Source organism: Micromonospora sp. NPDC000316 (assembly GCF_042898885.1).
Taxonomy (GTDB): Bacteria; Actinomycetota; Actinomycetes; order Mycobacteriales; family Micromonosporaceae; genus Micromonospora.
The window spans coordinates 14,327-27,964 of record NZ_JBIAZG010000020.1; the positions used below are offsets into that span (position 1 = coordinate 14,327).

Below are 13,638 nucleotides of genomic sequence, written 5' to 3' on the forward strand. Positions count from 1 at the left end.
GGCGCACCCACGTTCTTAAACAACCTTTAGAAAGGACGCCAGATATGGCGAAGCTCAGCACCGACGAGCTGCTCGACGCGTTCAAGGAGATGACGCTGATCGAGCTCTCCGAGTTCGTGAAGCAGTTCGAGGAGACCTTCGAGGTCACCGCCGCGGCTCCGGTCGCGATCGCCGGCCCGGGTGGCGGTGGCGGCGGCGCTGCTGCTCCGGTCGAGGAGGAGAAGGACGAGTTCGACGTCATCCTCGAGGCCGACGGCGGCAAGAAGATCCAGGTCATCAAGGTCGTGCGTGAGCTGACCGGCCTGGGCCTCAAGGAGGCCAAGGACGCGGTTGAGTCCGCGCCGAAGGCCATCCTGGAGAAGGTCAACAAGGAGACCGCCGACAAGGCGAAGGCCAAGCTCGAGGGCGAAGGCGCCAAGGTCACCCTCAAGTGACCTGAGCTCCACAAGCGCTGTGTCCGGCTCGTGAGCCGCGACACGAATCGCGTCACGGCGGGGGGGGGGGCCCCCCCCCTCTCCCCCCCCCCCCCCGGCGGGGGCCGGGGGGGGGGGGGGGGGGGGGGGGGGGCCCGCGGGGGGGGGGGGGGGGGGGGGGTCCCCCCCCGGGCCCCCCCCCCCGCCGTGTTTGTGGATCGGGTGGCAGCCGTCCTGAGCTGCGCCGATGAGTGACGCCCGACCACCCGGACGAGCGTCGCGGGTCGCCCCCAGGTGGGAAAGAAGTGACGACCCGGATACCGGGCCTTGACGCGGCCCCGGCCTGCCAGGCACGCTGACACCAGCAAGACACCGCGCTTGCGACGGCCACGATGCGGGTATGACAACGGCGGCTCCATCGCCGCAGCATCCCCGCGCGGCCCGGCGGGAACGTTGCGTTCCGAGCGGCCCGGCAGCCCCGGTTAACGGGGGCCGAGGCGCGTTCCGCAACGACCTGCGGGTTGGGCTGGACAGCGGTTAGCCTCTCGGCTACACTGCTAGTTTGCGCTGCCTTCCGACTAGACCCCTGCTCGGAAATGTCCGGTTACGGATATTTCTGGTGGGGTCATTGGAGTGCACGCGTACCAGCCGTTCTGCAGCACCGGTCCTCGGAAGGACGCATCTTGGCAGCTTCCCGCCCTGCGAAGACCAGTCGTACGTCGAGCGCATTCGCTCCCCGCCGAGTTTCATTCGGCAGGATCACCGAACACCTCGAGGTCCCCAACCTCCTCGCCATTCAGAACGAGTCCTTCGACTGGCTCGTCGGCAACGAGGGTTGGCAGGGCCGGTCGGCGGACGACCCGCACGCACGCTCGGGTCTCGCGGAGATCCTCGAAGAGATCAGTCCCATTGAGGACTTCTCCGGCACCATGTCACTCTCCTTCTCGGCGCCGCGCTTCGACGAGGTCAAGGCCTCGATCGAGGAGTGCAAGGAAAAGGACCTGACCTACTGCGCTCCGCTCTTCGTGACCGCGGAGTTCACCAACAACACCACTGGCGAGATCAAGAGCCAGACGGTGTTCATGGGCGACTTCCCGATGATGACGCCCAAGGGCACCTTCGTCATCAACGGCACCGAGCGCGTCGTGGTCAGCCAGCTCGTCCGGTCCCCGGGCGTGTACTTCTCCAAGGAGCCGGACAAGACCTCCGACCGCGACCTCTCCAGCGTCAAGGTCATCCCGAGTCGGGGTGCCTGGCTGGAGTTCGACATCGACAAGCGCGACACGGTCGGCGTACGCATCGACCGCAAGCGTCGGCAGGCCGTCACCGTCCTGCTCAAGGCCATCGGATGGTCGGCTGAGCGGATCCGTGAGCGGTTCGGCTGGTCCGAGCTGATGATGACCACGCTCGAGAAGGACCACATCGCCGGCCAGGACGAGGCCCTGCTCGACATCTACCGCAAGCTCCGCCCTGGCGAGCCGCCGACGCGCGAGAACGCCCAGACCCTGCTCGACAACCTCTTCTTCAACCCGAAGAGGTACGACGTCGCCAAGGTCGGGCGCTACAAGTTCAACAAGAAGCTCGAAGTCAACGTGCCGATCACCACCGGCACGCTGACCGAGGACGACATCGTCGCCACCGTGGAGTACCTGTGCCGGCTGCACGCCGGTGAGGACGGCTACGAGGCCGACGACATCGACCACTTCGGCAACCGGCGCCTGCGGACCGTGGGTGAGCTGATCCAGAACCAGGTTCGGGTCGGCCTGTCCCGCATGGAGCGGGTCGTCCGCGAGCGGATGACCACGCAGGACGTCGAGGCGATCACCCCGCAGACCCTGATCAACATCCGCCCGGTGGTGGCGGCGATCAAGGAGTTCTTCGGGACGTCGCAGCTGTCCCAGTTCATGGACCAGACCAACCCGCTGGCGGGTCTCACCCACCGGCGTCGGCTGAGCGCGCTCGGCCCGGGTGGTCTGTCCCGGGAGCGGGCCGGCTTCGAGGTCCGCGACGTGCACCCGTCCCACTACGGCCGGATGTGCCCGATCGAGACGCCGGAAGGCCCGAACATCGGCCTGATCGGCGCGCTGTCCACATTCGCCCGGGTCAACCCGTTCGGCTTCATCGAGACGCCGTACCGGAAGGTCGTCGAGGGTCGGGTCACCGACCAGATCGACTACCTGACCGCGGACGAGGAGGACCGGTTCGTCAAGGCCCAGGCCAACGCGCCGCTGCAGGCTGACGGCACGTTCGCCGAGGAGCGGGTGCTGTGTCGTCGTAAGGGCGGCGAGACCGAGGACGTCGTCCCCGGTGCCGTCGACTACATGGACGTCTCGCCCCGGCAGATGACCTCGGTCGCGACCGCCATGATCCCGTTCCTCGAGCACGACGACGCCAACCGGGCACTGATGGGCGCGAACATGCAGCGCCAGGCGGTGCCGCTGGTCAAGGCCGAGGCGCCGCTGGTGGGCACGGGCATGGAATACCGGGCCGCGGTCGACGCTGGCGACGTGGTGGTCGCCGAGGTCGGCGGTGTGATCGAGGATCTCTGCGCCGACTACGTCACCATCCACCAGGACGACGGCCACCGCCGGACGTACCTGCTGCACAAGTTCCGCCGCTCCAACGCCGGCTCCTGCGTCAACCAGAAGCCGGTCGTCTTCGAGGGCGACCGCGTCGAGGCCGGTCAGGTCATCGCCGACGGGCCGTGCACGGACGAAGGCGAGATGGCGCTCGGGCGCAATCTGCTCGTGGCGTTCATGTGCTGGGAGGGCCACAACTACGAGGACGCGATCATCCTGTCGCAGCGCCTCGTGCAGCAGGACGTGCTCACCTCGATCCACATCGAGGAGCACGAGGTCGACGCTCGGGACACCAAGCTCGGCCCGGAGGAGATCACCCGCGACATCCCGAACGTCAGCGAGGAAATGCTCGCGGACCTCGACGAGCGCGGCATCATCCGGATCGGCGCCGAGGTCGTCCCCGGCGACATCCTGGTCGGCAAGGTCACGCCCAAGGGCGAGACCGAGCTGACCCCGGAGGAGCGTCTGCTCCGCGCGATCTTCGGTGAGAAGGCGCGCGAGGTTCGGGACACCTCGCTGAAGGTGCCGCACGGCGAGACCGGCACGGTCATCGGTGTGCGCACGTTCTCCCGCGAGGACGGCGACGAGTTGCCGCCGGGTGTCAACGAGCTGGTCCGGGTCTACGTCGCCCAGAAGCGCAAGATCCAGGACGGCGACAAGCTCGCCGGCCGCCACGGCAACAAGGGCGTCATCTCGAAGATCCTGCCGATCGAGGACATGCCGTTCCTGGAGGACGGCACCCCCGTCGACATCGTGCTCAACCCGCTGGGTGTGCCGAGCCGGATGAACATCGGCCAGGTGCTGGAGACGCACCTCGGCTGGGTGGCCAAGACCGGTTGGAAGGTCGAGGGCGACGACGCGGACTGGAAGCGGCAGCTGCGCTCGATCGACGCGCACGAGTCCGAGGGGGACACGAACGTGGCCACCCCGGTCTTCGACGGTGCCCGCGAGGCCGAGATCTCCGGCCTGCTGGCGTCGACGCTGCCGAACCGTGACGGCAACCAGCTGATCGGTTCCAGTGGCAAGGCGCAGCTGTTCGACGGTCGCTCCGGCGAGCCGCTGCCGGACCCGATCGCGGTCGGCTACATCTACATCCTGAAGCTCAACCACCTGGTCGACGACAAGATCCACGCTCGTTCGACCGGCCCGTACTCGATGATCACGCAGCAGCCGCTGGGTGGTAAGGCGCAGTTCGGTGGTCAGCGTTTCGGTGAGATGGAGTGCTGGGCGATGCAGGCGTACGGCGCCGCGTACGCCCTGCAGGAGCTGCTCACGATCAAGTCCGACGACGTTCTTGGCCGGGTGAAGGTCTACGAGGCCATCGTCAAGGGCGAGAACATCCCGGAGCCGGGCATCCCGGAGTCGTTCAAGGTGCTGCTCAAGGAGCTGCAGTCGCTGTGCCTCAATGTTGAGGTGCTGTCCAGCGACGGTGTGGCCCTGGAAATGCGCGAGACCGACGACGAGGTGTTCCGGGCCGCTGAGGAGCTGGGCATCGACCTGTCCCGGCGCGAGCCGAGCTCGGTCGAAGAGGTCTGAGGTGAGCGGTCGGGGGCCGGTACGCCGGCCCCCGACCCCGCCCGAGAATTAGCAGTACAGACGACGACATAGGGGACATAGTGCTCGACGTCAACTTCTTCGACGAGCTGCGCATTGGTCTCGCCACCGCCGACGACATCCGTCAGTGGTCGCACGGCGAGGTCAAGAAGCCTGAGACGATCAACTACCGCACCCTGAAGCCGGAGAAGGACGGGCTCTTCTGCGAGAAGATCTTCGGCCCCCAGCGGGACTGGGAGTGCTACTGCGGTAAGTACAAGCGCGTCCGATTCAAGGGCATCATCTGTGAGCGCTGCGGCGTCGAGGTGACTCGCTCCAAGGTCCGTCGTGAGCGGATGGGGCACATCGAGCTCGCCGCTCCGGTGACCCACATCTGGTACTTCAAGGGCGTGCCGAGCCGGCTGGGTTACCTGCTGGACCTCGCCCCCAAGGACCTCGAAAAGATCATCTACTTCGCCTCGTACGTCGTGACGAGCGTTGACGCGGAGTCGCGTCACCGTGACCTCTCGACGATCGAGAACGAGATCCTCGCCGAGAAGCGGCAGTCCGAGAACAGCCGCGACTCGGAGATCGAGAAGCGGGCCGCCAAGCTCGAGGCCGACCTGGCCGAGCTGGAGGCCGAGGGTGCCAAGGCGGACGTCCGGCGCAAGGTCAAGGAGGGCGGAGAGCGCGAAATGCGCCAGATCCGCGACCGGGCCCAGCGCGAGATCGACCGCCTGGACGAGGTGCTGGACACCTTCCGCAAGCTGGAGCCGAAGCAGCTGGTCACCGACGAGCTGCTCTACCGCGAGCTGCGCGACCGGTTCGGTGAGTACTTCACCGGCTCGATGGGCGCCGAGGCGATCAAGGCGCTGGTCCAGAACATGGACCTCGACGCCGAGGCCGAGAGCCTGCGGGAGACCATCCGGTCCGGCAAGGGTCAGCGGAAGATCCGGGCGCTCAAGCGGCTCAAGGTCGTGGCGGCGTTCCTGAACACCCGCAACTCGCCGCTCGGCATGGTGCTGGACTGCGTCCCGGTCATCCCGCCGGACCTGCGCCCGATGGTGCAGCTCGACGGTGGCCGGTTCGCGACCTCGGACCTGAACGACCTGTACCGCCGCGTGATCAACCGGAACAACCGCCTCAAGCGGCTGATCGACCTCGGCGCTCCCGAGATCATCGTCAACAACGAGAAGCGGATGCTCCAGGAGGCCGTCGACGCGCTGTTCGACAACGGCCGTCGCGGCCGGCCGGTCACCGGTCCGGGTAACCGTCCGCTCAAGTCGCTGTCCGACATGCTCAAGGGCAAGCAGGGCCGGTTCCGCCAGAACCTGCTGGGCAAGCGCGTCGACTACTCCGGCCGTTCGGTCATCGTGGTCGGCCCGAAGCTCAAGCTGCACCAGTGCGGTCTGCCCAAGCAGATGGCGCTGGAGCTGTTCAAGCCGTTCGTGATGAAGCGGCTGGTCGACCTCAACCACGCGCAGAACATCAAGTCCGCCAAGCGGATGGTCGAGCGTCAGCGCCCGGTCGTGTGGGACGTGCTGGAAGAGGTCATCGGCGAGCACCCGGTGCTGCTCAACCGTGCACCGACCCTGCACCGTCTGGGCATCCAGGCCTTCGAGCCGCAGCTGGTCGAGGGCAAGGCCATCCAGATCCACCCGCTGGTCTGCACCGCGTTCAACGCGGACTTCGACGGTGACCAGATGGCGGTGCACGTGCCGCTGTCCGCCGAGGCCCAGGCCGAGGCGCGGATCCTGATGCTGTCGTCGAACAACATCCTCAAGCCGGCCGACGGCAAGCCGGTCACCATGCCCACCCAGGACATGGTCATCGGTCTCTACCACCTCACCCACCGCACCGCCGGTGAGAAGCAGGGTGAGGGCCGGGCGTTCAGTTCGGACGCCGAGGCGCGGATGGCCTTCGACAACGGTGAACTGCACCTGCAGGCGCTCGTGAAGATCCGCCTGCGCGGCGTGGTCGGTGTCGACAACGGCGCCGGCGCCGAGCCGTGGACCGCCCCGGAGGGCTGGGTCGAGGGTGACCCGCTGACCGTGGAGACCACTCTGGGTCGGGTGCTGTTCAACGAGACGCTGCCGCAGGGCTACCGCTTCGTGAACTACGAGATCCGCAAGGGTCAGCTCTCCGCGATCGTCAACGACCTCGCCGAGCGCTTCCCCAAGGTGGCCCTCGCGGCCACCCTGGACGGGCTCAAGGAGGCCGGCTTCCACTGGGCCACCTGGTCCGGCGTGACGATCGGCATGGAGGACGTCATCGCTCCGCCGCGCAAGGCGGAGATCCTGGCGAAGTACGAGAAGGAAGCCGACCGGATCGACAAGCAGTACCAGCGTGGTCTGATGACCGCCGAGGAGCGTCGCGGCGAACTCATCGAGATCTGGACCAAGGCGACCAACGAGGTCGCCAAGGAGATGGACACCGCGCTGCCGCAGGAGAACCCACTGTGGAAGATGATCAACTCGGGTGCCCGCGGTAACCTGCTCCAGCTCCGGCAGATCGCGGCGATCCGTGGTCTGGTGGCCAACCCCAAGGGTGAGATCATCCCGCGGCCGATCAAGGCCAGCTACCGGGAGGGTCTGTCCGTGCTGGAGTACTTCATCTCCACGCACGGTGCCCGTAAGGGTCTCGCCGACACCGCGCTGCGGACCGCCGACTCGGGTTACCTGACCCGTCGTCTGGTGGACGTCTCGCAGGACGTGATCATCCGCGAGGAGGACTGCGGCACCGACCGGGCGATCCCGATGCAGATCGCCGAGCGTCTGGAGGGCGGCAAGCTGGTCGTGCACGAGCACGCCGAGACCAGCGTGCACGCCCGTACCCTGGCCGACGACATCAAGGGGCCGGACGGCACCGTCGTTGCCGAGCGGGGTCAGGACATCAACTCCATCGGTGTCGACAAGATCGTCGCGGCCGGGGTGGAGACGGTCCGGGTGCGCAGCGTGCTCACCTGCGAGTCGAAGCTGGGCGTCTGCGGTGCCTGCTACGGGCGTTCGCTGCCGACCGGCAAGACCGTGGACGTCGGCGAGGCGGTCGGCATCATCGCCGCCCAGTCGATCGGTGAGCCCGGTACGCAGCTGACGATGCGTACCTTCCACACCGGTGGTGTCGCGGGTGAGGACATCACCCAGGGTCTGCCGCGTGTGCAGGAAATCTTCGAGGCCCGGGTCCCGAAGGGTAAGGCGCCCATCGCCGACACCCCCGGCCGGATCCGCATCGAGGACGGCGAGCGCTCGCGGAAGATCATCGTGGTGCCGGACGACGGCAGCGAGGAGATCGTCTACGACAAGATCTCCAAGCGCGTGCGGCTGCGTACCCACGACGGCGGTCACGTCGCGGTCGGCGAGAAGCTGACCGAGGGCACCATCGACCCGCACGAGCTTCTGCGGATCATGGGTCCGCGGGCGGTCCAGGTCCACCTGACCAGTGAGGTCCAGGAGGTCTACCGCTCGCAGGGTGTGCTCATCCACGACAAGCACATCGAGATCATCATTCGCCAGATGCTCAAGCGCGTGACGGTCATCGACTCCGGCTCGACCGAGTTCCTGCCGGGTGTGCTCGTCGACCGGGCGCTGTTCGAGTCGGAGAACCGCCGGCTCGTGTCGGAGGGCGGCGAGCCCGCCGCCGGCCGTCCGGTGCTGATGGGTATCACCAAGGCCTCGCTGGCCACCGACTCCTGGCTCTCCGCGGCCTCCTTCCAGGAGACCACCCGGGTGCTGACCGACGCTGCGATCAACTCGCGCAGCGACTCGCTTGTCGGCCTCAAGGAGAACGTGATCATCGGTAAGCTCATCCCGGCCGGTACGGGCATCAGCAAGTACCGCAACGTCCGGGTGGAGCCGACCGAGGAGGCCAAGGCCAAGGTCTACTCGATGACCGGTTACCCGGAGACCGACTACGGGTTCGGGCCGGCCAGCGGACAGGCTGTGCCGCTGGACGACTTCGACTTCGGGTCGTACCGCTAAGCACCGACAACGACGAGGCCCCCGGCACCTGCCGGGGGCCTCGTCGCGTCCGGACCGCCCCGGCCGGGGACCGGGTTCGGCATGATGGAGGCATGACGACCGCACCCGGGCAGGTGTCCGTCGCGCAGCATGGCCTGCGCCACCCGCTGGATCCCGATCCGGCCCGCGCCACGAAGGCACGGGCGGTATTCGCGTTGGGGCTGCTCGGCATGCTCACCGGCCTGTTCATCGGCGGGGTGGTGCCGGCGACTGTGGCGCTCCAGTTGGCGCGGCAGGCCCGCCGGGAGGCGTACGCCTCGGGCGGCTTCCTGACCGGCGGCGCCTGGCTGCGGCGCGGTGAGCAGTTGGCGTGGGCCGGCTTGGTGCTGGTCGCGGTCAGCCTGGTTGTCGCGGTGGTGATCGGCGTGGTCCGGTTGTCCGGCTCGCCGTTCGGCCATGACTACCCGACGAACATGGACTGACCCAGCCGTGGTTGCGCCGGTCGTGGGCGGCGTCGCGCCCGACGGTAGCCTGGCCGGTGTCCGCCGCGCGGCGTTGGCGGCCCTGTCGACAGGAGGACCTCGTGACGGAACCGGCGCGGCCCCCGGCGGATGAGCCGGCCGGGCATCCTGGCGCGCCGGCCTCAGGCCCGGCCCGCTCCGAGCCGAGCGGCTGGGCGCGACCCTCGGCCGTCCCCGATCCGGGTACGTCGCCGGCGTCCCCGCCCGGCCAGACCACGCCAGCGGCATCGTCGCCCACCTGGGGTGAACCTCCCCGTTCGGCGCCCCCGTCCGATTGGGGTGCGCCTTCGGCCGGTTGGGGTACGCCCCAAGCGCCCCACTCCGGCCACCCCCATCCGGTTTCCGCCGCGTCGGCCCCGCAGGGGTGGGGGGAGCCTCAGCCCGGTCCGGGTGGGCCGGGTTGGGGGCAGCCGCACTCCGCGCCCGGTGGGCCGCAGGGGTGGGGGCAGCAGCCGTCGTCGGGTCAGGCTCCGGGGTGGGGGATGGCGGCGCGGCCCGTGCCGCCGCCGAGTGACGATCAGCGCCGGCCGCCGAAGCGGGTGGAGCCGGTGCCCGGCACACCGTTCGGCGTGGTGCACCTGGATGTGCCGCCGGTCACCTCCGGCCTGGCCATCGGTGCGCTTGTGGCGGGGATCGCCTCGATCCTTGTCGCACTGCTGGTGATCTGTTTCGGGGTGGCCTTCGCGGGCAACGGTGGGGCCTGGGCGTCGGGTGCGTTCACGGTGCTGGGCGTGCTGGCGGGGGTCGCCGCGACCGTGGCAGGCCTGCTCGGCCAGCGGCAGATCCGCCGGCCGGCCGCACCGCCGGCGGTGCTGTTCACAGGTCGAGGGCTGGCGGTGGCCGGGATCAGCTGTGGGGCGGCGGGGGCGCTACTCAGCCTCGTGGGGCTGGGCCTGGCGCTGCTGTTCACCATCGCGTGAGGCAGGTCACCGGCGGGAGCCCGTCGGAGTGACTCGCGCACCGGGTCAGCGGTGCCCGCTCCGGGGGCGACGGGTGGTCCGGCGGGGGAAGCCGGTACACTTGTATTCGTAGGTGCCCATCGCGGGCGACGAGGCAGGGCGAGATCCGGCCGGCGAGTGTGAGACGGTCGCCGGGCCATTCCGTTTTGACCTGGGCGGCTGTGGTAGGTACTCTTTCCCCTTGTGCCCGGGCGTGCCCGGGCAACTCGTGCGTGCGCTGGTTCCGGAGTCCGGACGGCGGCACGACAAAGCCAGAGATCCGGGGCGGGGCGACCCGCGTGCCGGTGACAGAAAACCCCGGTGCGCCTGCGAAAGCGTCCGCACCGGGACCGTGAGCTGGGCGACACGCCCGACCGCGGGTGCCGGGGCCTCCGGAAGGTGGCCCTGGTCGGAATGTAGGAGAGCCGGTCATCAGGCCGGCTAACGAGCAGACGGCGCGGCCGCTACAGAGCGGCCGAAGGGAGCGGAGAAACCCGGTGCCCACGATCCAGCAGCTGGTCCGAAAGGGCCGCCAGGCAAAGACGAGTAAGACCAAGACCCCGGCGCTGAAGGGTTCCCCTCAGCGGCGCGGCGTGTGCACCCGTGTGTACACCACTACCCCCAAGAAGCCGAACTCGGCGCTGCGCAAGGTCGCTCGTGTGAAGCTCAGCAGCCAGATCGAGGTGACCGCCTACATCCCGGGCGTCGGTCACAACCTGCAGGAGCACTCGATCGTGCTCGTTCGCGGCGGCCGGGTGAAGGACCTCCCCGGCGTGCGTTACAAGATCGTCCGCGGTTCGCTGGACACCCAGGGTGTCCGCAACCGCAAGCAGGCGCGCAGCCGTTACGGCGCCAAGAAGGAGAAGAGCTGACATGCCGCGTAAGGGACCCGCTCCGCGGCGGCCGCTGGTCGCTGACCCGGTGTACAACTCGCCGCTGGTCACCCAGCTGGTGAACAAGATTCTGCTCCGCGGCAAGCGTCAGCTCGCCGAGTCCATCGTGTATGCGGCCCTCGAGGGCTGCCGCGAGAAGTCCGGCACCGACCCGGTCGTCACCCTCAAGCGGGCGATGGACAACGTCAAGCCGACCCTCGAGGTGCGCAGCCGTCGTGTCGGTGGCGCCACCTACCAGGTGCCGGTCGAGGTTCGTCCGACCCGGGCGACCACGCTGGGCCTGCGCTGGCTTGTCACGTACTCCCGCGCCCGTCGCGAGAAGACGATGGTCGAGCGGCTGATGAACGAGCTGCTGGACGCGAGCAACGGCCTCGGTGCCGCCGTCAAGCGGCGCGAGGACACGCACAAGATGGCCGAGTCCAACAAGGCCTTCGCGCACTACCGCTGGTAACACCCTGGTTCCGGCGCCCGCACGGGCGCCGGAACCGCCACCAGTTGAGTCGAGACGACGATAAGTAGGGATTGAAGTGGCCGCCGCAGACGCGCTCGCCAACGTACGCAACATCGGCATCATGGCGCACATCGATGCCGGTAAGACCACGACCACCGAGCGAATCCTCTTCTACACCGGCATCACGTACAAGATCGGTGAGGTCCACGAGGGCGCTGCCGTCATGGACTGGATGGAGCAGGAGCAGGAGCGTGGTATCACGATCACCTCTGCTGCTACCAAGTGTGAGTGGAAGGGCCACACGATCCAGATCATCGACACGCCCGGTCACGTCGACTTCACGGTCGAGGTCGAGCGGTCGCTGCGGGTGCTGGATGGTGCGGTAGCGGTCTACGACGGTGTCGCCGGCGTGGAGCCGCAGACGGAGAACGTCTGGCGGCAGGCCGACAAGTACAACGTCCCGCGTATGTGCTTCGTCAACAAGCTCGACCGGACCGGCGCCGACTTCTTCCGCTGCGTGCAGATGATGATCGACCGGCTGAACGCCACCCCGCTGGTGCTCCAGATCCCGATCGGGCTCGAGGGCGACCACATCGGTGTCGTCGACCTGATCGGCATGCGTGCGCTCACCTGGCGTGGGGAGACCCAGAAGGGTGACGACTACGCGGTCGAGGAGATCCCGGCCGAGCTGGCCGACTCCGCCGCCGAGTGGCGCGAGAAGCTGATGGAGACCCTCGCCGACGTCGACGACGCGGTGATGGAGAAGTACCTGGAAGGCGAAGAGGTCTCCGTCGAGGAGATCAAGGCCGCCATCCGGCGTGCCACAATCGCTGGCAAGGCCAACCCGGTGCTGTGCGGCTCGGCGTTCAAGAACAAGGGCGTCCAGCCCATGCTCGACGCCGTTGTCGACTTCCTGCCGTCGCCGCTGGACGTTCCGGCGATCGAGGGTACGGCCACCGACGGCGAGACCCCGCTGGTGCGGAAGCCGTCCAAGAACGAGCCCTTCGCCGGCCTGGCCTTCAAGATCCAGACGGACAAGCACCTCGGCAAGCTCACCTACGTCCGGGTCTACTCCGGCACGCTCGATTCCGGCTCCCAGGTGGTCAACTCCACCAAGGACCGCAAGGAGCGGATCGGCAAGATCTACCAGATGCACGCCAACAAGCGGGAAGAGCGTCCGTCGGCGCAGGCCGGCGACATCATCGCGGTGCAGGGTCTCAAGCAGACCACCACCGGCGACACGCTCTCCGACCCGGCGAACCCGGTGATCCTGGAGTCGATGACGTTCCCGGAGCCGGTCATCTCGGTGGCGATCGAGCCGAAGACCAAGTCCGACCAGGAGAAGCTGGGCACCGCGATCCAGCGCCTGGCCGAGGAGGACCCGACCTTCCGCGTCCGCCTGGACGAGGAGACCGGTCAGACGGTCATCTCCGGCATGGGCGAGCTGCACCTGGACATCCTGGTCGACCGGATGCGCCGCGAGTTCAACGTCGAGGCCAACGTCGGCAAGCCGCAGGTGGCGTACCGCGAGACGATCCGCCGCAAGGTGGAGAAGATCGAGTACACCCACAAGAAGCAGACCGGTGGTTCCGGCCAGTACGCCCGCGTGATCGTGAGCGTCGAGCCGCTGCCGCTGGACAACGAGTCGCCGACGTACGAGTTCGCCAACGCCGTCACCGGTGGTCGCATCCCGCGGGAGTTCATCCCGTCCGTCGACGCCGGTGCCCAGGACGCCCTGCAGTACGGCATCCTGGCGGGCTTCCCGCTCGTCGGCGTGAAGTTGACGCTGCTGGACGGCCAGTACCACGAGGTTGACTCCTCGGAAATGGCATTCAAGATCGCCGGCTCGATGGTGATGAAGGAGGCGGCTCGCAAGGCCGACCCCGCACTGCTCGAGCCGATGATGGCCGTTGAGGTCACCACTCCTGAGGAGAACATGGGTGACGTCATCGGCGACCTCAACTCCCGCCGCGGCATCATCCAGGCGATGGAGGAGCGCAGCGGCGCCCGCATCGTGAGGGCTCTGGTGCCGTTGTCGGAGATGTTCGGCTACGTCGGCGACCTGCGGTCGAAGACCCAGGGCCGGGCTAGCTACAGCATGCAGTTCGACTCCTACGCCGAGGTTCCGCAGAACGTCGCGAAGGAGATCATCGCCAAGGCTACGGGCGAGTAACTTCCCCGAGCAGGTGATTCGTGGTCGGTCGCGGGTGGTTTTCACCCACCTGCGGCCACCACGATCGGATCGCGTGAGACCGGGCCTGTAGGCTTCATCGCCGCAGAACCCACAAAAGCTCTCCGGCCGTCAGGCCGGAAAGGCTGTCGACAGAGTCCTAAGCGCCGACCTGGCGCGCCGG

8 protein-coding genes are annotated in these 13,638 nt (G+C 68.0%); all 8 read left to right on the forward strand.

Annotation, left to right across the window (positions count from 1 at the left end; translation table 11 throughout):
• Positions 1 to 44: 44 nt before the first annotated feature.
• Positions 45 to 434: a 50S ribosomal protein L7/L12 gene (rplL, locus tag ACFY2Q_RS26790; RefSeq protein WP_387134878.1), complete on the forward strand. Its 390-nt coding sequence runs from the start codon at positions 45 to 47 to the stop codon at positions 432 to 434.
• Positions 435 to 1,096: 662 nt separating this feature from the next.
• Positions 1,097 to 4,528: a DNA-directed RNA polymerase subunit beta gene (locus ACFY2Q_RS26795; protein WP_387134880.1), complete on the forward strand. Its 3,432-nt coding sequence runs from the start codon at positions 1,097 to 1,099 to the stop codon at positions 4,526 to 4,528.
• 80 nt (positions 4,529 to 4,608) lie between these two features.
• Positions 4,609 to 8,502 carry a DNA-directed RNA polymerase subunit beta' gene (locus ACFY2Q_RS26800; RefSeq protein ID WP_387134883.1) on the forward strand — a complete coding sequence of 1,298 codons (3,894 nt, stop codon included), beginning with the start codon at positions 4,609 to 4,611 and terminating at the stop codon, positions 8,500 to 8,502.
• A 92-nt stretch (positions 8,503 to 8,594) separates the two neighbouring features.
• Positions 8,595 to 8,963 (forward strand): hypothetical protein, encoded by a 369-nt coding sequence (locus ACFY2Q_RS26805; protein ID WP_387134885.1) that lies wholly within the window; start codon positions 8,595 to 8,597, stop codon positions 8,961 to 8,963.
• 578 nt (positions 8,964 to 9,541) lie between these two features.
• On the forward strand, positions 9,542 to 9,922 hold the full coding sequence (locus tag ACFY2Q_RS26810) for a hypothetical protein (protein ID WP_387134967.1): 381 nt from the start codon (positions 9,542 to 9,544) through the stop codon (positions 9,920 to 9,922).
• A 515-nt stretch (positions 9,923 to 10,437) separates the two neighbouring features.
• Positions 10,438 to 10,812: a 30S ribosomal protein S12 gene (gene rpsL, locus ACFY2Q_RS26815; RefSeq protein ID WP_014440718.1), complete on the forward strand. Its 375-nt coding sequence runs from the start codon at positions 10,438 to 10,440 to the stop codon at positions 10,810 to 10,812.
• Between the two features lies 1 nt (position 10,813).
• Positions 10,814 to 11,284, forward strand: coding sequence for a 30S ribosomal protein S7 (gene rpsG / locus ACFY2Q_RS26820; RefSeq protein WP_007465317.1), 471 nt, complete (start codon positions 10,814 to 10,816; stop codon positions 11,282 to 11,284).
• Between the two features lie 76 nt (positions 11,285 to 11,360).
• A complete protein-coding gene (fusA, locus tag ACFY2Q_RS26825; RefSeq protein WP_387134887.1) occupies positions 11,361 to 13,457 on the forward strand; it encodes an elongation factor G in 2,097 nt (698 codons plus the stop codon).
• Positions 13,458 to 13,638 lie beyond the last annotated feature (181 nt).

Coding starts and splice junctions, on each gene's coding strand:
- rplL (WP_387134878.1), top strand. CDS start 45: ATGGCGAAGCTCAGCACCGACGAGCTGCTCGACGCGTTCAAGGAGATG.
- ACFY2Q_RS26805 (WP_387134885.1), top strand. CDS start 8,595: ATGACGACCGCACCCGGGCAGGTGTCCGTCGCGCAGCATGGCCTGCGC.
- rpsG (WP_007465317.1), top strand. CDS start 10,814: ATGCCGCGTAAGGGACCCGCTCCGCGGCGGCCGCTGGTCGCTGACCCG.